The organism is Paenibacillus beijingensis (genome assembly GCF_000961095.1).
Lineage (GTDB): Bacteria > Bacillota > Bacilli > Paenibacillales > Paenibacillaceae > Paenibacillus_O > Paenibacillus_O beijingensis.
This window is the reverse complement of record NZ_CP011058.1, coordinates 5,113,520-5,130,208: the sequence shown is the minus strand read 5'-3', so window position 1 is coordinate 5,130,208 and position 16,689 is coordinate 5,113,520. Positions and strand designations below refer to the sequence as shown.

Genomic DNA, 16,689 nt, shown 5'->3' with positions numbered 1-16,689 from the left:
TGGTTTGGGAGGTGATCCGGTGAGTGAGCGGCAGGAGGATCAAGGAGCGCAATCCATGAGGCACGGCTTTACGACCGGCGCGTGCGCCACAGCGGCCGCCAAAGGCGCGCTCACGATGCTGATCACCCAGCAGTCCGTCAGCGAAGCGGAGGTGTGGCTGCCCGCAGGCTTCGTGCACACATTCGAGCTGATCGAAGCGGAGTTTACGCAGGATATGGCTCAGTGCGCGACGATTAAAGATGCGGGCGACGATCCGGATGCAACGCACAAGGCGAAAATCGTGGCGACTGCAACCTGGAAGGAAGAGGGCGGCATTGAGCTGGACGGAGGCGTCGGCGTCGGACGGGTCACGAAGCCGGGATTGCCAGTGCCGGTCGGCGAAGCCGCGATCAATCCGGTTCCGCGCCGCATGCTGACCAAGTCGATCGAATCGGTGCTGAACGAATTCGGCGTGAGCAGCTCACGCGGAGTGAAGGTTGTCATTTCGGTGCCGGATGGCGAGGAAATCGCCAAAAAAACGCTGAACGCGCGTCTTGGCATTATCGGCGGCATCTCGATTCTCGGCACGCGCGGGATTGTGGTGCCGTTTTCCACCGCGGCTTATAAAGCGAGCGTCATTCAGGCGCTGCAGGTCGCCAAGGCGTCGGGATGCAAACAGGCGGTGTTGACGACGGGAGGCAGCAGCGAAAAGTACGCGATGAAAATGTACCCGGAGCTTAGCGAAGAAGCGTTCATCCAGATGGGCGATTTCGTCGGTTTCTCGCTGCAGCATGCCAAACGTCTCGGGATGAACAAGATCTGCCTGGTCGGCATGATGGGCAAGTTTTCGAAGGTGGCTCAGGGCGTGATGATGGTGCATTCGAAGAGCGCCCCGGTCGACTTTGCGTTTCTGGCGCGAGCGGCGGGTGAAGCGGGTGCGGGACCGGAGCTGCAGCAGACGATCGCGGCAGCGAATACGGCCTCTCATGTGGCGGAGCTGGTCGTGGAGGCTGGGACCAGCGAATTTTTCAATATATTGAGCGAATACGCCTGCCGGCATGCTTTGGAACATGCCGGCGGCGGAATAACGGTAGAGACGGTGCTCGTCACGATGAAGGGCGATGTGCTGGGAAAGGCGGAAGTGAGTGGATAACCGGATTCATATTATCGGCATTGGAGACGACGGGCCGAAAAGCTTAACCGCGGCGTACCTTAACCTGATTCAGGAAGCCGAAGTGCTCGTCGGCGGGGAACGCCATCTGGCGCTGTTTCCTGACATCGGCAGCGAGCGAATCGTGCTGAAAGGAGGGCTGACCCAAACCGTCGACCGGCTGATCGGACTTCAGGAAAGTCATCGCGTCGTTGTGCTTGCTTCGGGCGACCCACTGTTTTACGGCATCGCCGGATTTATCGCCAAACGCGCGGGAAGCGGTGCCGTATCCATTCATCCGCATTTGAGCTCCGTGCAGCTCGTTTTTGCCAAAATGGGTGAAAGCTGGCATGACGCGGTGCTCGAAAGCGTGCATGGGCGGCCGCTCAAAGGGCTTGCGCAGCGGATCGACGGCAAGGCGAAAGTCGCCCTGCTTACCGATGAAGTAAACAGCCCGGCAGCCATTGCCGCCTACCTGCGCGAGTTCGGCATGGATGAATACGACGCGTTTGTGGCGGAGAATCTCGGCGGAGAGGGCGAAAAGTACGGCTGGTGGACGCTTGCCGACATGGCGGGCGGCGAGTTCTCGCCGCTGAATATCGTGGTGCTGCGGCGCAAGCATGACGCTCCGGCGATTCGAGCCGGTTTCGGCTTCGAAGATTATGAGTTTGACCAGCGCAAGCCGGATAAAGGGCTGATTACGAAAAAAGAAGTGCGCGTGCTCAGCCTTGGCGAACTGAAGCTGAAGCGGGACAGCACGGTATGGGATATCGGAGCGGGCTCCGGGTCGGTCGCAGTGGAATGCGCGAGACTGGCGCCCTTCGGACAAGTGTTCGCACTGGAGAAAAACGAAGGCGATCTCGTCAACATCGAGAATAACCGGCGCAAATTCCGTGCCGACATGACGATTATTCACGCGAAAGCGCCGGACGGACTGGATGGCTTGCCCGATCCGGATGCGGTATTTATCGGCGGCAGCGGCGGCGAACTGCGGGAGCTGATCCGCATCTGCTGCCAGCGGCTGAAGGATGGAGGCCGCATCGTTGTGAACGCAGCGACAATTGAGACGCTGGCTGCGGCCCAGTCGGCGCTGAAGGAGCAAATCTTTGCGGTAAACATCGCGCTTGTGCAGATCTCGCGGAGCAAGCCGATTTTGGACATGACCCGATTTGAGGGGCTGAACCCGATCTACGTGATCACCGGCTTCAGGCAAGCCGGCGCAGCGGCGGAAGAAGGAGGAAAGGAGCGATCATGACAACGGCCGTAACAACAGGAACGCTGTACGGAATAGGCGTAGGGCCTGGCGATCCGGAGCTGATTACAGTCAAAGCGTTCCGGATGCTGAAGGAATGCCCGGTTATCGCTTATCCGAAAAAAAGGATGGGCGCGAAATCGTATGCGCTCGAAATTGTCGAGATGTACGTGAATACGGCGGAGAAAGAGATGCTCGGTCTCGTTTTTCCGATGACGAAGGATCCGGCTACGCTTGAGAGGGAATGGAACAAAACGATTGACTTATGCTGGCAGCAGCTGCAGGAAGGACGGGATATCGCGTTTGTTACCGAGGGCGATCCGAACCTGTACAGCACGTTCATCCATATGGCCCGCCTGATGCAGGAGCTTCACCCGGAGGTGCCGATCCGATCGGTTCCCGGTATTTCCTCGGTGCTGGGAGCTGCTGCCCGGCTGAATGTGCCGCTGGCGGACGGTGACGATCAGGTGGCGATCGTGCCGGCGACGGCGGACCGTGCGGAAATGAAACGCGCTATTGAACAGCATGACGCGATCGTGTTTATTAAAGTGGCCAAAGTGTTGGACATGATGATTGATATCTTGGAAGAGCTGGATCTTGTCCGGAATGCCTCCGTCGTGACGAAGGTGACTTCGCCGCAAGAGCTCGTATGGCGCAACGTGCGTGAGCTGCGGGGACAGGAGCTGGAATATTTGACGCTGATGGTGGTGAGAAAATGAAGCTGGAGCCGAAAGTTTACATCGTTGGCGCCGGACCGGGCGACCCGGATCTGATCACTGTGAAAGGCCTTCGCATTATGCAGCAGGCGGATGTTGTGCTGTACACGGATTCGCTGGTCAGCGAGGAGCTCGTGGCCCGGGCAGGCGAACACGCCCAAGTGCTGCAAAGCTCAGGCATGGACCTGGAGCAAATGGTGGAGCATATGGCGGCGGCGGTCCGGGAAGGCAAGTCGGTTGCCCGCATTCATACCGGCGACCCGTCGGTCTATGGTGCGATTTTGGAGCAGATGGTGCTGCTTCGCCAAGCAGACGTCCAATACGAAATCGTGCCTGGTGTGAGCTCCGTTTTTGCGGCGGCGGCAGCGCTTGGGGCTGAGCTTACCGTGCCGGACTTGACGCAGACGGTCATCCTGACCCGCGCCGAAGGCCGAACGCCGGTGCCGGAAAGGGAAAAGCTGAAGGATTTGGCATCTCACCATTGTACGGTTGCATTATTTTTAAGCGCGACGCTTGCGAAAAAGGTTGTGAAGGAATTTCTAGCAGCCGGCTGGGCGGAGGACACTCCGGTAGCGGTTGTTCAGAGGGCGACATGGCCGGATCAGCGGATCGTCCGAACGACGCTGCAGCATCTGGATGAAGATTTGCGCAAAGCGGGCATTCGCATGCATGCGATGATTTTGGCCGGAAAGGCGCTTGACCCGACGATGACGGACCGGGATGAGCACCGCTCGAAGCTGTACGACAAAACGTTTACGCACGGATACCGCAAAGGGGTGCCGGCACATGAGTAATCCTTTTGCCGCTGTCGCAATTACGAAGCACGGGGTTGAGATGGCCCGCGGTCTCGTCACGCGCTTTCCTGGAACCGACCTGTATTACATGAGCAAGTTCGCCCGCGGGGATGAAGAAGAGCGAGGCTATCATCTATTTGAAGGCTCGGTCAAGCTGATCCTGCCGGACCTGTTTAAACAGTACAACGGACTAATCATCATCATTTCGCTGGGAGCGGTCGTGCGCATGATTGCGCCGATTCTTGAGGATAAAAAGAAGGACCCTGCCGTCGTCGTGGTGGACGACCGGGGGGAGCATGCGATCAGCGTGCTTTCCGGCCATTTGGGCGGAGCCAACGAACTGACCCGCCAGGTTGCCGCCGTTCTCGGCGCGCGCCCGGTCATTACGACCGCTTCCGATGTGCAGCAGACGATTCCCGTGGATTTGTTCGGCCGCAGCTTCGGCTGGGTGATCGAAAGCTTCGATAAAGCGACGCCGGTGAGCGCATCGGTCGTTAACGAGGAACGGGTCGCTGTCGTGCAGGAAACGGGAGAGAGCAACTGGTGGACATATGAGAAGCCGCTGCCCGATCATATCCGCGTCTATACAAGCGCCGGGGAAGCGATGGCCGCATCCTTTGATGCCGCGCTGGTCGTTACCGACCGCCTGCTCACAGCCGAGGAAGAAGCGTCTCTGCTGCGAAACGGCGTATTGTACCGGCCCAAATCGCTCGTGCTCGGCATCGGGTGCAACCGGGGAACGGCGGCGGAGGAAATCGAACGTGTGATCCTAGATACGCTTCACGAGCTCAAGCTGTCGCCGAAGAGCGTAAGGAACGCGGCAACGATCGACCTGAAAAAAGACGAGCAGGGGCTGCTCGACGTCTGCGCCAAGTATAACTGGAGGCTGGAAACTTTTTCGCCTGAGCAGCTGAACGCGGTGCCGCTCGCCAATCCGTCCGAGACGGTATTTAAATACACCGGTGCATACGGCGTCAGCGAACCGGCTGCACGGCTTTCAAGCGGCGCGGACGGCTGGCTGCTGGAAAAAAGAAAAAGCGGCAACGTGACAATTTCGATTGCGCGTATTCCTTTTACGGCGGAGGTTAGCTCATGAGCGAGCGCAGAGCGCGTCTTCTCATTGCCGGGACGGGAAGCGGCGCCGGCAAAACGACGGTAACGATCGGGTTGATGGCCGCTCTGCAGCGGCGGGGTCTTCAGGTGCAGGGCTTCAAGTGCGGGCCAGACTATATCGATCCGTCCTATCATACGTCGGTGACCGGCAGACAGTCGCGCAATCTTGACACATGGATGCTGCCTCACGACACAATGAAGGAAATCTTTCTGCGCGGTTCAGCCGGGGCGGATGTTTCGGTCATTGAAGGTGTCATGGGCATGTTTGACGGGAAGGATCCGCTCTCCGATACCGGCTCGTCGGCGGAAATCGCCGCCCTCTTGAACTGTCCCGTGCTGCTCGTCGTAAGCGCGCAAAGTATGGCGCGCAGCGCTGCCGCGATCGTGCTCGGTTTCCAGCAGCTTGCCGAAAACGTGCACATCGCCGGCGTTATTCTTAATAAGTGCGGCAGCAGCGGACATTACAAACTCGTCAAGTCGGCGATCGAACAAGTATGCGGCATTCCGGTGCTTGGCTGGCTGGGCCGGGACGATGAGCTGCGGGTGCCCGAGCGGCATCTCGGCCTCGTGCCCGCCATCGAACGCGGCGAATTGGAACCGCTGTACCGCCGCGCTGCCGAACACGTGGAGATGAGCTTCGATCTCGACGCCATTCTTAAACTTGCCGGTGACGCTCCTGACCTACAGTGGCCGGAGAGCCGCTTGTTTGCGGATCGGCCGCATCAGTCCGCCGCACTCAGGTATCAGCCACATCAATCCGGTATTTTCGCGGATCAACCTCGAATGTCCATTAGTACGGAGACGGGTCCTTTGATCGCGGTTGCCAAAGACGCTGCGTTTAACTTTTATTATCCGGAAAATTTGGAGCTGCTCGAGCAATTAGGCGCCCGGGTAACGCTGTTTAGCCCGCTTGCCGGACAATATGTGCCGGCCGAAGCGGACGGTGTTTATATCGGGGGAGGGTTTCCCGAGGAATTTGCCGCGCAGTTAGCCGCAAATCGCGGGGCCTGCGACGATTTGAAAGCAAGGGCGGAAGGCGGACTGCCGGTATTCGCGGAATGCGGGGGTTATATGTATTTGACCCGCACCATCACCGACCGAGCGGGGGAAACTCATGACATGGTTGGACTGATCCCTGCCCGGGTGAAAATGCAGTCCAAATTAGCGGCACTCGGATATCGTGAAGTTAGAGCTAGGCGCAATGGCTTGCTGCTGCAGGAAGGCGAAACGATTCGCGGGCACGAGTTCCATTACTCGGCGCTGACTCCGGATGATCCGGACGGATATCCGTATGCTTACGAGACGAAAGGGCTGCGGGGAGTTTCGCAGGACGGCTTTGCTCTGCCAACGCTAACGGCGGGGTACACCCATGTTCATTTCGCATCGAATGTGAGCGCTGCCCGCCGCTTTGTTGAGCAATGTGCCGCTTATCGCGTTAGAAAGGGAAGAACTGCTGAAGAGAGCGGAGCCCGGGGCAAATCGTAATGGATAATGCGTTTAAGTAAAACCGAGCTCTCCATTGCGATCTCGCATTGTGCAAACCGGTGCTATTTTCCTTGTTCTCACAATGCGCTACAACCAGGTTGTTTTTTCATCGTAAGGTTTCCGGTTTGTTGCCGGTGTTTCCGCTGCGGGATAACCGATAAACACCGTGCCGATGATTTTTTTGTTTTCGGGCGAACCGATAAATCGGCTCAGCCGCTCGTCGCGTACGAGTCCGACGCCGCGCGTCCGCCATACGAGCCCGAGGCCGAGCTCTTTCGCAGCCAGCCACATGGAGTGAATCGCACAAGCTGCGGCGTACTCGTTGTCTTCGGAGGACGCTTCGTCCCCGGGAACGATATCGGCCGTTACCGTGATGACGAGCGGAGTCGTCTCAAGAACGGCGAGCGATTCCTTCACCAGATGGGGTTTCGTCGGGAACCGCTCCTGCAAATATTCGGTTGCCATCTGAACATACCGCTGTTTGGCCTCTCCGCGAATGACGTAGAAATGCCAAGGCTCCCGCAGCCGGTCGTTCGGCGCCCAAGTTGCCGCTTCGAGCAGACGGACGATTTTGTCATCCTCTACTTCGCGCGGTTCATAATTTCGTACAGCTTGGCGTTGCTTCAATACATCAAAAGCAGACATGATAAAAGTCGATCCTTTCCGTTTGGGATTATGTACTGCAATATCATACACGAAACCGGCAAAGCAAGAAAGATGTGCCGGATTGGCGCAGAGCTTTTATGCAGCCGGGGATCCTTATGCTTAAGACGGCTTCTTGATTTTAAAAATGTAGGAGTTAATTTTGATGTAAGATGAGATAGAAAAGCAGCTTCCGGGATGGATCGATTCCGGTATGGAAATGCTGGTCGGATTTTCGTTAACGGCCTTTAGTTTATGGATGATGTTAACGCTGATTCGGGAATGGAACGGATTTGAGCTCCGCAGCAAATGGAGCCTCGCATTGGACGGATTGAGCCACGGGTGCAACGAAAAAATAACGGTAGGGCATGCCGGTTGGATTAGGCGTTATTATTTTAACAAGACATTGTCTTAGAGGTTCGATGGGCTTGCGATTCGCATAATTCGACAAGCTAAAAGCTTCGCTATCATGACTATTTGGACTCCTGGCCCTCAACGTGTATGTACCCATATCGGTCGATGTGCTCTTTCTGGGCCATTCGATTCTTGTTAAGATTGGTTATGCAGGAAGGATGCTTTGAATTGTGTCCAGTCTATCATCCACTTTTACAAGGAGGAGAATGATCAGAATGGAGAACAAAAAATATGCAAATATGCTGATCATGCCCGAGCTTGATTCTGCTGAAAAGCGGTTGTTTCCTTTCGACATATTATCTGTACTGAGAAAGGAAGCTCCTGTTCGATACGATCGTACAAGGAATTGTTGGGATGTCTTCGCTTATGGCGATGTGCACCGTGTGTTAAAAGATTCGCGAACTTTCTCTTCTGTGCGCGGAGCTGCTGCGGGACAAAATCTGTTGTTTATGGATCCCCCCAAACATACTCAATTGCGCGATCTGGTGAATAAAGCTTTTACTCCAAAGGCAATTCAAGAGCTGGCTCCGCGAATTCAATCGATTGCTGAACAATTGCTGGACCAGGTAACCGGAGAAGAAATGGACATCGTAAGCGATTTTGCCACTCCTCTGCCTGTTATTGTCATCTCGGAGCTGCTTGGTGCTCCGAAGGAAGACCGGGCTCATTTTAAGCGTTGGTCCGATATTCTCGTCGAAAGCGCTGAAGACGTCTCGGACGAAGCATTTCAAAAAATCACTGAAAAACGAATGGGCGCAATGCAAGAACTGACCCTATATTTCAAAAGCATTCTTGAGCTCCGTGCCAAACAGCCGCAAGACGACCTCATCTCAGCATTGCTCAAAGCCGAAATCAATGGGGAAAAGCTCACCGAGAGAGACCTTATTGGATTCTGTATCCTCCTCCTGGCTGCAGGGAACGAAACGACGACCAATCTGATTACGAACGGAGTCCGAATTGTGACGGAACAGCCGTCGATACATTCCGAGCTTAACCTTTCGCCAGAAACAATCCCAAGTTTTATTGAAGAAGTGCTTCGATATTATCCGCCGATCGTGGCGATTGGCCGAATAGCAACAGAAAACACCGAAATAGGCTCTCAAACCGTTCAAGCAGGCGATCAGATCATTATATGGGTTGGAGCGGCCAATTGGGATGAGTCCAAATTCACGGATCCCGATAAGTTCGATCTGCATCGCAAGCCGAATCCTCATTTGTCATTTGGCTTCGGTATTCATTTCTGCCTGGGGGCTCCGCTTGCACGACTCGAAGGGAAAATAGCGTTGCAGGCTCTTCTAGATCGGTATAACGAAATCAAGCTGCAGACGGACCAACCATTGATTCCGATTCCAAGCTCGTTCGTGTTTGGCGTAAAAAATTATCCGATTACGTTTGTACAATAAATGCCGAAATGACAGAAATGGCACAATGGGCGCCGGCTTGGTGCCTTACGTAAAATAAAAAAAGGAACAGTTAAAGGCTGCCAATCCCAATTGGCAGCCTTTAGTATCAATCTCACGGAATAACAGGCACGTTTCTGTTAAAGTGGGATTCGGTAGGAGGAGCATTCTTCGATGATATGCTCGCCTTGATAGTAGACCCACTTGAATCGGAAGCGGTCGCCTTTGTAGCCGGTTCGCTCTCGGATATCGGGCACGATGACTTCCTCTAAATTGCGGAGTAGTGTATTTTGCACGCCGCGGATGCGAGCTTCGTTCTCGGCTCTTTGTAATTCCGCTCGCTCCTCATCTTCGACGGTTTGTAAGTAATATTCCAGACCGACCTGCTCGTCCGACCAATCATCCGGAAGCGGGCTGCCGGATCCCCGAAACACTTCCCGCACCGTCCGGACCCAATCTCCGTACAAATTTATTTCTACATCATACATGATCATTTCACCTCAATCCCGATTGTATCACGAAGGCGGCGCCGTCACCTCATATAATGCAATGTTATTCAGTTATTAAGAAAGAGTGATGGGAAAATGATACGTTGTTGCAGGACGATGTCTCTTTACATCTCAAAATAAATTCGTCTACAATAGCGATGATAGCGCTACCATTACTGTCCTAGTATGCACTAGAGCGGCAGTAGCCGCATAAATGGAGCTGTTTTTCAGATTGGAAATCATTGCCGTATCTGGACTCCTCATGGGGTGCTTGGTTAGCGGCGAGACACGGGAAAAGAGATGACATGAGCCGAAAGGGGGTTCGCATGAACATTATCGTCGCTCCCGATTCGTTCAAAGGAAGCTTGTCTTCGATCGAAGCGGGCAGGATTATCGAAAAGGCGTTTGCCCTGGAATGGAAAGAGGCCCGTGTAGCCGTAATTCCTGTGGCGGACGGAGGGGAAGGTACAGTTGATGCGCTGCTGTATGCGACTGGCGGAGAACGAGTCGAACTGAATGCAAAGGGTCCTGAATGCCGGGAAATTCCAAGTTTCTACGGCATATTGGGGGATCGGAATACGGCCGTCATCGAGGTTGCGGCAGCCGTCGGACTTCAATTGGTGCCTGAGACGGATCGTAACCCGCTTCAATTTACGTCGTATGGAGTCGGAGAATTGATGCTGCACGCGCTGGACAAAGGCTATCGCGAATTTATTATCGGCTTGGGTGGAAGCGCCACCAATGATGGAGGACTCGGTATGCTGCAAGCTTTGGGGGCTGGCTTTTCCGATGGTGAAGGGAACGCCGTACTGCCTACGGCCGCTTCGCTTTCCGACATTCGATCCGTTGATTTTACCGGATTGGATCCCCGTATCCGGCATTCGCGCCTGCACGTCGCCTGCGATGTAGATAACCCGCTCTGCGGAGAAAGCGGAGCGTCCGCCGTCTTCGGGCCGCAGAAAGGCGCTTCTCCCAGGCAAGTAGAGCAGCTTGATTCCGGATTGTCGGTTTTTGCCGCATGCGTCGAGAAACATTTGGGGCAAAGCTTTCAACATAACTTGGGCGCCGGAGCAGCAGGCGGATTAGGCTTTGCGCTGCTAACGATCGGCGCTCGGATGGAGTCCGGCGCCTCTCTTATCGCTCGGGCGGCGGGAATTGAAGAAAAGCTGCTTGCGGCCGATTGGTTGATCACGGGCGAAGGTTATACGGACGAACAGTCGCTGCGCGGAAAGCTTCCTTATTACCTTTCCCGACTCGCGAAATCAAACGGCGTGCCGACCATTCTTTTATCCGGGGCAATCAATATCGAGCTGGAGGTGCTGTTTGACCATTTTGACAGCATGCATGCGATCGCCAGCGGACCTTTATCACTCGAAATGTCCATTTCGAATGCAGAAAGGCTGCTTTATCACAAAGCCCGCAATATAGCCCGGCTGCTGCGCGGATTTGTAACTAATAAAGGTAGCGGTTGACGATACTCAGCATCATCTACGTGCCGAACGAATCAAGTACTTGAAGGAGGGCCAGCCATGTACAGAGTGCTATTGGCCGATGATGAGCCGGACGTACGCGACGGGCTGCTGCAGGAGATCGATTGGACCGCCTGCGGCTTTACCGTCGTCGGGACGGCCGAGAACGGACAGGAGGCGACGGAGCTTGCCGAGCGTCTGGAGCCGGATGCGGTCGTTACGGATATCAGCATGCCGTTCATGGATGGGTTAAAGCTTGCGGAGTGGCTTCGTGAACGATACCCGCTCGTAAAAATTGTTATTTTGACCGGTTACGATGAATTTGATTATGCCCGTCAGGCGGTCCGTCTTAGTGTGGACGATTATTTACTGAAGCCGTTTTCAGCGGCTAGTCTGAACGAACTGCTATGCAAGCTGCGGGGCAAAATGGACCGTGAGCGGGCTGAGCGTGAGGACGTGAAGCAGCTTAAGGAACATTTTCATACCAGTCTTCCACTGCTCCAGGCTACATTTCTGGCTTCGCTGTTGTACCGCAAGCAGTCCCGCGCCGCAGTCGATGCAAGGGCGGCCGGCTACGGACTTTCGCTGTCCGGAAGCGGCGGCTGGGTGTCGCTGATCTCGCTCCATGCCATGGTTCAGCCGGATGAAGCGGCTCCTGCGTATTCACTGCGAAGCTCGGAGGATTTGGATTTGAAGCTGTTCGCGGTGATGAACATTGCGGAGGAAATATGGGGGCGCCTCGGGCTAGGGTACGTATTTCTTCACCAGGATTACGTTGTGCTGCTTTCGGTGAATCGAGACGGAAGGGAGGCTTGGCTTTGGCAAACCCAGCAGGCGCTCGAAAGCGTCCTCCGTAATATCGAGCATTACCTGAGGGTGCCGGTTACAATCGGCGCCGGTTCGATCGTCTCCTGCATTAGCGATTTGAAGGTTTCTTACGAGGATGCGCTTCTTGCCCTCGATTACAGGCTTGTACCGGGGGCGGGAAACCTTATTTTTATCGAGGATGTAGAGCGTGGACAAGCACAGAAGCTTCGCTTCGACGAGCTAAAGGAGCGGTCCTTGGTCCGCTGTCTGAAAGTCGGTACAGCTGAGGAACTGCGTGAGATTATCGATACGATTTTTCGGGAAATTAGCGGCGATCACGCTTACAGCGATATTCAGCTGTATCTGATCGAGGTGATGACTTCCGTCTTGAAGACCGCGGAAGCTGCGGATGTCAATACGGATGAGATATTCGGTCCCGGGTTCCCCTTTTATGCCGAAATGTTCAAGTTTTCCGGTCTGCCGCAGGCGCAGCTTTGGTTTCATGAACGATGCATGATGCTGATGAACCGAATCGCAAGCAAGCGGCAGCACAATTACAAGGACATCGTGGAGCAGGCCGTTGCCTACATCCAGCAAAACTACGGTGACCCGGACATTTCAATCCAGAAGCTGATCTCGCTGCTTCATATCAGTCAGGGCTATTTTTGCGGGATCTTCAAGAAAGAAGTGAAGATGACCTTTGTCCAGTATTTGATGCAAATCCGAATGGAAGCGGCCAAAGAGCTGCTGCGGACGACGGATCTGAAAGCGTTTGAGATTGCGGAGCGTGTCGGCTTCACCGAACCGAATTACTTCAGTTATTGCTTCAAAAAACAGATCGGCGTCTCACCCAAGGAATACCGCACCCAAAGCGGCATGACGGTGGGAAGATGAGACGGTTGAACAGAGGTCTGAGCAGCATTCAATCGATTATGACATGGTCGTTTTCGATCTTCATCGTGCTCGTCTTGACCATTGTGGCGGTGCTGCTGCACGACAAGTTTTCCCGGACGGCGGAGAGAAGCGCTTATTTAAGCACCCGCCAAATCGTCAATCAGGTCAGCTTCAGTCTTGAAGACTACGTCCGCAGCATGTCAAGCCTGTACCGCGCCATTGAAGACAATATGCTGGCGGACGGGGAGTGGGATGACGAGCAAGTAAAGAAGCAGCTGGACACGCTCCTGAGCAGCCGCGATGATATCGTATCGATCGCATTATTTGACGACCGGGGGACGCTGCTGGAAAACCGGCCCGCCGCCCCCGTCCGGGAAAGCGCTCACATAACCCGGCAAAGCTGGTTTCATTCCGCAATACGGGTACCGGATCATTTAAGCTTCTCTTTTCCCCATATTCAAAATATGTACAAAGGAACTTATAAGTGGGTCGTTTCGATGAGCAAAGGAATTACAGTTTACCGGGGCGGCAAGGAGATGCATGTCATTCTGCTCGTCGACATTAACTTCAAGCAGATTGAGCTGCTGTGCAGCCGGGTCAGTCTCGGACAAAAGGGATACGTCTACATTATTGACGAAGGAGCCGGCAATATCGTTTACCATCCCCAGCAGCAGCTGATTTATATGGGACTGAAAAGCGAGAACGTCGAACAGGCGCTCATCACTCAAGATAGCTACATCGATGAATATTCAGGATTAAAGCGCTTAAACACCGTCAAGTCGGTTGCCAATATCGGCTGGAAAATTGTCGGCGTCTCTTATTTGGACGAGATTATGACGACCCGCGAAGAAGTGAACCGATATCTGGTCCGCGTGCTGGCCGTCGTGCTCATTCTGGTCATCCTCGTATCCATGCTTCTTGCATCGACCTTGAGCCGGCCGATCCGCCGGATGGAGCGGACGATGAAGTCGGTGGAGCGCGGGGATTTCAACGTCGAGCTTCCCGTTCGCGGTCCGCTCGAGGTTGTACAGCTGTCCAGCCGGTTTAATATGATGCTCCATAAAATCCGCGGGCTAATGGACCAAATCGTAATGGAACAGGAATCGAAACGCAAATATGAGCTCGAAGCGCTGCAGGCGCAGATCAACCCTCATTTTCTGTACAACACCCTCAACTCCGTCGTCCGGATGGTCGGCATGAGCCGGAACGAGGAAGTAATCACGATGATCACCTCGCTCTCCAGGCTGTTCAGGATTAGCTTAAGCAAAGGCAAAACGGTCATTACGGTACAGGAGGAGCTCGAACACGCACGGCATTACTTGACGATTCAGCAGATGCGCTTCAAGCAAAAATTCCGGTTTTCGATCGAAGCGGATGAAGAGGCGCTTTCGTGTCTGACGCTTAAGCTGGTGCTTCAGCCGCTGATCGAGAATGCGATCGTGCACGGCATCGAATATATGGTGGAAGAGGGGATGATTCGCGTCAGTGCGGCGGTCGAAGATCGAGCGCTGCTGCTTAAGGTTGAAGATAACGGCGTCGGCATGGCACCGGATAAAGCGGCCAAGCTGCTGAAAGGAGACGGTCGGGAGAAGAGCGGTCCGGGTTCGGGCGTTGCGGTAAAAAATGTGCACGACCGGATCCAGCTTTATTACGGCTTTCCATACGGTCTGGAATTCGAGAGCGAGCCGGAAGAAGGAACTACAGTGCGGATCCGGATTCCCCTGATCCGGGACGAGGCGAAAGAGGAGTGAGGAAGTTGGCGAGTAAAGGCGGTGGATGGATGCGTTCCATACTGACGGCTGCAGCTGCGGCTGCATTTATCTTGAGTATCTCTTCATGCAATTCCCGCCCGCTTAACGGGGATGAGGGAAGGCCGAAACGGATTGCGCTGATCGCCCCGGTTCATGCCGGCGAGCTTGCGGAGGCGATTCGGCTTGGAGCGGAGGCGGCAGCCAGGGAGTACGGAGCCGAGCTGATCTATGCCGATGTTCAGCCGGAAGAGGAAAACGGCGACATTAGGCAGCTGAAGGCAGCGCTCCGTTCGATCGAAGAAGGCGTATCCGCGGTCATTATCGATCCTGCTGACGAGGAAGTTTTAGCGGCGTTAACGGATAAAGCGGCTGCCGCAGCAGTTCCGGTCGTTGCGCTGAACGGTGAGTATCCGGTAAAAGGAATTGCCGGATTGATCGCCGTCGACAATGAGGAAGCCGGCCGGCAGGCGGGAGCAGCGATGGCGGAGCTGCTCGGGGGAACCGGTACCGTCGCGCTGCTGCTATCCGACCGGAAGGACCCCGGCCTGGCCAAGCGCGAGAAAGGAATACGGGAGACGCTTCTAAGCTATAAAGGCATTCGCCTTTCAGCCGTCAAGGCGGTATGCGGCGCTTCCCGCGACCGGTGCTGGCAGGCCGTCAAGCAGCTGCTGGATCAGGCCGATGTAGACGGTATCGTCGCATTGGAGGAACAGGGGGCGCTCGGGACGGCGGATGAAGTGCGGCGCCGCCATGCGGAAGGGGCGCCCAAAATCGTGGCGTTCGGAAGCGAGTTCGAGCAGCTGGAGCTGCTGCAGGACGGCGTGATCCATAAGCTGGTTGTGCAAAACGGCTTCAGCACCGGTTATTTGGGTGTGACCCAGGCGGTTTCGCTGACCGGCGGCGAGCGGGGGAGCGCCAAGAAACAACTGGAAGCGCGGCTCCAGACGAAGCTGATCGACTCGGAGAACATGTTTTGGATGGACAATCAGAAGCTTCTGTTTCCCTTTGTGCAATAAATTGTACAGGATTATGAGAAAAGTGAGGAAGATTTCGATAAAAAGCATGAAGATTTTGCATTCGAACGGGGCGGAATATTTCGCATAATCAAGACAGAGGAGGGATTGGAAAAACAATTGGTTCCGCTTTCAAAGCCAATCCTAAATTGATCAATAACTTTAGGAGGTCGGTTGGAACATGAGAAAAGCATGGATGTCGGCTCTTTTGGCAGGCGTAATGCTGACTGCTGCAGGATGCGGCAGCGGCGGTAACAGCAGTGGGACTGGAAATGCTTCGGGCAACACGTCCGGCAACACGGCAAAGCAGGGGGACGCTAAATCCAGTACGGAAATTCCGAAAATCGGCGTAGTGATCTACAAGTTCGACGATACCTTCATGACGGGCGTACGCAACGCGATGACGGGCGCTTCCAGCGGCAAAGCGGAACTGGATATCGTAGACAGCCAGAACGCGCAGCCGACCCAAAATGAAAAAATCGATTTGTTTATTTCCAAGAAGTATAAGGCGATGGCGGTCAATCCGGTTGACCGGACGGCAGCCGGCGTCATTATCGATAAGGCGAAGGCGGCGGGAATTCCCGTTGTTTTCCTGAACCGCGAGCCGGTCGCCGAAGATATGAACAAGTGGGATAAGGTGTACTATGTCGGCGCTAAAGCGGAAGAATCGGGTACGATTTCCGGCCAGCTCGTTGTCGATTACTGGAAGTCGCACCCCGAAGCGGACAAAAATAAAGACGGCAAGCTCCAGTATGTCATGCTGAAGGGCGAACCGGGACATCAGGACGCCGAGCTGCGCACGAAGTATTCCGTTCAGGCGATCCAGGACGCCGGCATTGAAGTGGAAGCGCTTGCGGAGGATACGGCGATGTGGGACCGCGTGAAAGGGCAGGAAAAAATGCAGGCGTTTCTCGCATCCCACGGCGATAAAATCGAAGCGGTGCTGGCCAACAACGACGATATGGCGCTGGGAGCGATCGAAGCGCTGAAGGCCGCCGGATATTTCACCGGAAGCAAATATATGCCGGTTGTAGGCGTCGATGCCACGGCGCCGGCCATTCAGGCGCTGCAGGACGGCACGATGCTCGGCACCGTGCTCAATGACGCCAAAAATCAAGGCGCCGCGACCGTCGCTCTTGCCGCCGTACTGGCCATAGGCGAAACGCCGACCAAAGAGAATTCGGGCTATGACATAACAGACGGCAAATATGTATGGATCGCATACAAAAAATTACGAAGGACAATATTGCCGACGCACAGTAATAACGAAGCTGCCAATGGCGATTCGGCGGGAGCATCCACTACGCGAAAGGGCGGCGGTC

The 16,689-nt window shown here is 54.9% G+C and carries 13 protein-coding genes and 1 pseudogene; 12 read left to right on the top strand and 2 right to left on the bottom strand.

What is annotated here, in order from left to right; translation table 11 throughout:
• The first annotated feature begins 19 nt into the window (after positions 1-19).
• From VN24_RS23160 to VN24_RS23135, 6 genes are read left to right on the top strand one after another with little or no spacing between them, the layout of a single operon-like run.
• The gene (locus tag VN24_RS23160; RefSeq protein WP_082084080.1) at positions 20-1,132 is read left to right on the top strand and encodes a cobalt-precorrin-5B (C(1))-methyltransferase; all 1,113 of its coding nucleotides are present in this window, start codon (positions 20-22) and stop codon (positions 1,130-1,132) included.
• A complete protein-coding gene (locus tag VN24_RS23155) occupies positions 1,125-2,384 on the top strand; it encodes a bifunctional cobalt-precorrin-7 (C(5))-methyltransferase/cobalt-precorrin-6B (C(15))-methyltransferase (RefSeq protein ID WP_045672353.1) in 1,260 nt (419 codons plus the stop codon). The genes VN24_RS23160 and VN24_RS23155 overlap by 8 nt, the downstream gene beginning before the upstream one ends.
• Positions 2,381-3,100, top strand: coding sequence for a precorrin-2 C(20)-methyltransferase (cobI, locus tag VN24_RS23150; RefSeq protein WP_045672352.1), 720 nt, complete (start codon positions 2,381-2,383; stop codon positions 3,098-3,100). Before VN24_RS23155 ends, cobI begins: the two co-directional genes overlap by 4 nt.
• Positions 3,097-3,891 (top strand): precorrin-4 C(11)-methyltransferase, encoded by a 795-nt coding sequence (gene cobM / locus VN24_RS23145; protein ID WP_045672351.1) that lies wholly within the window; start codon positions 3,097-3,099, stop codon positions 3,889-3,891. The genes cobI and cobM overlap by 4 nt, the downstream gene beginning before the upstream one ends.
• The gene (locus tag VN24_RS23140) at positions 3,884-4,987 is read left to right on the top strand and encodes a cobalt-precorrin 5A hydrolase (protein ID WP_045672350.1); all 1,104 of its coding nucleotides are present in this window, start codon (positions 3,884-3,886) and stop codon (positions 4,985-4,987) included. Before cobM ends, VN24_RS23140 begins: the two co-directional genes overlap by 8 nt.
• Positions 4,984-6,489 (top strand): cobyrinic acid a,c-diamide synthase CobB, encoded by a 1,506-nt coding sequence (locus tag VN24_RS23135; RefSeq protein WP_045672349.1) that lies wholly within the window; start codon positions 4,984-4,986, stop codon positions 6,487-6,489. The genes VN24_RS23140 and VN24_RS23135 overlap by 4 nt, the downstream gene beginning before the upstream one ends.
• A gap of 87 nt (positions 6,490-6,576) precedes the next feature.
• On the opposite strand, the gene VN24_RS23130 is transcribed toward VN24_RS23135, so the two are convergent.
• The gene (locus VN24_RS23130) at positions 6,577-7,134 is read right to left on the bottom strand and encodes a nitroreductase family protein (RefSeq protein WP_045672348.1); all 558 of its coding nucleotides are present in this window, start codon (positions 7,132-7,134) and stop codon (positions 6,577-6,579) included.
• Between the two features lie 626 nt (positions 7,135-7,760).
• On the opposite strand from VN24_RS23130, the gene VN24_RS23120 reads away from it, so the two are divergent.
• Positions 7,761-8,948: a cytochrome P450 gene (locus VN24_RS23120; RefSeq protein WP_045672346.1), complete on the top strand. Its 1,188-nt coding sequence runs from the start codon at positions 7,761-7,763 to the stop codon at positions 8,946-8,948.
• Positions 8,949-9,085: 137 nt separating this feature from the next.
• Here VN24_RS23120 and VN24_RS23115 read toward each other — a convergent pair whose 3' ends face one another.
• Positions 9,086-9,433, bottom strand: a complete 348-nt coding sequence (locus VN24_RS23115; RefSeq protein ID WP_045672345.1) for a hypothetical protein — start codon at positions 9,431-9,433, stop codon at positions 9,086-9,088.
• A gap of 326 nt (positions 9,434-9,759) precedes the next feature.
• Here VN24_RS23115 and VN24_RS23110 point away from each other — a divergent pair, with 326 nt between their 5' ends.
• The 5 genes and pseudogenes from VN24_RS23110 to VN24_RS27860 all read left to right on the top strand — a co-directional run bounded on the left by VN24_RS23110 (position 9,760) and on the right by VN24_RS27860 (position 16,630).
• Positions 9,760-10,905: a glycerate kinase gene (locus VN24_RS23110; RefSeq protein ID WP_045672344.1), complete on the top strand. Its 1,146-nt coding sequence runs from the start codon at positions 9,760-9,762 to the stop codon at positions 10,903-10,905.
• 57 nt (positions 10,906-10,962) lie between these two features.
• Positions 10,963-12,603, top strand: coding sequence for a response regulator (locus VN24_RS23105; RefSeq protein WP_045672343.1), 1,641 nt, complete (start codon positions 10,963-10,965; stop codon positions 12,601-12,603).
• Complete coding sequence (locus VN24_RS23100; RefSeq protein ID WP_045672342.1) at positions 12,600-14,354, top strand: sensor histidine kinase; 1,755 nt, start codon at positions 12,600-12,602, stop codon at positions 14,352-14,354. The genes VN24_RS23105 and VN24_RS23100 overlap by 4 nt, the downstream gene beginning before the upstream one ends.
• 29 nt (positions 14,355-14,383) lie before the next feature.
• Positions 14,384-15,370, top strand: coding sequence for a substrate-binding domain-containing protein (locus VN24_RS23095; protein ID WP_045672341.1), 987 nt, complete (start codon positions 14,384-14,386; stop codon positions 15,368-15,370).
• Positions 15,371-15,548: 178 nt separating this feature from the next.
• Positions 15,549-16,630 (top strand): annotated as a pseudogene (locus VN24_RS27860) (galactose ABC transporter substrate-binding protein).
• Positions 16,631-16,689 lie beyond the last annotated feature (59 nt).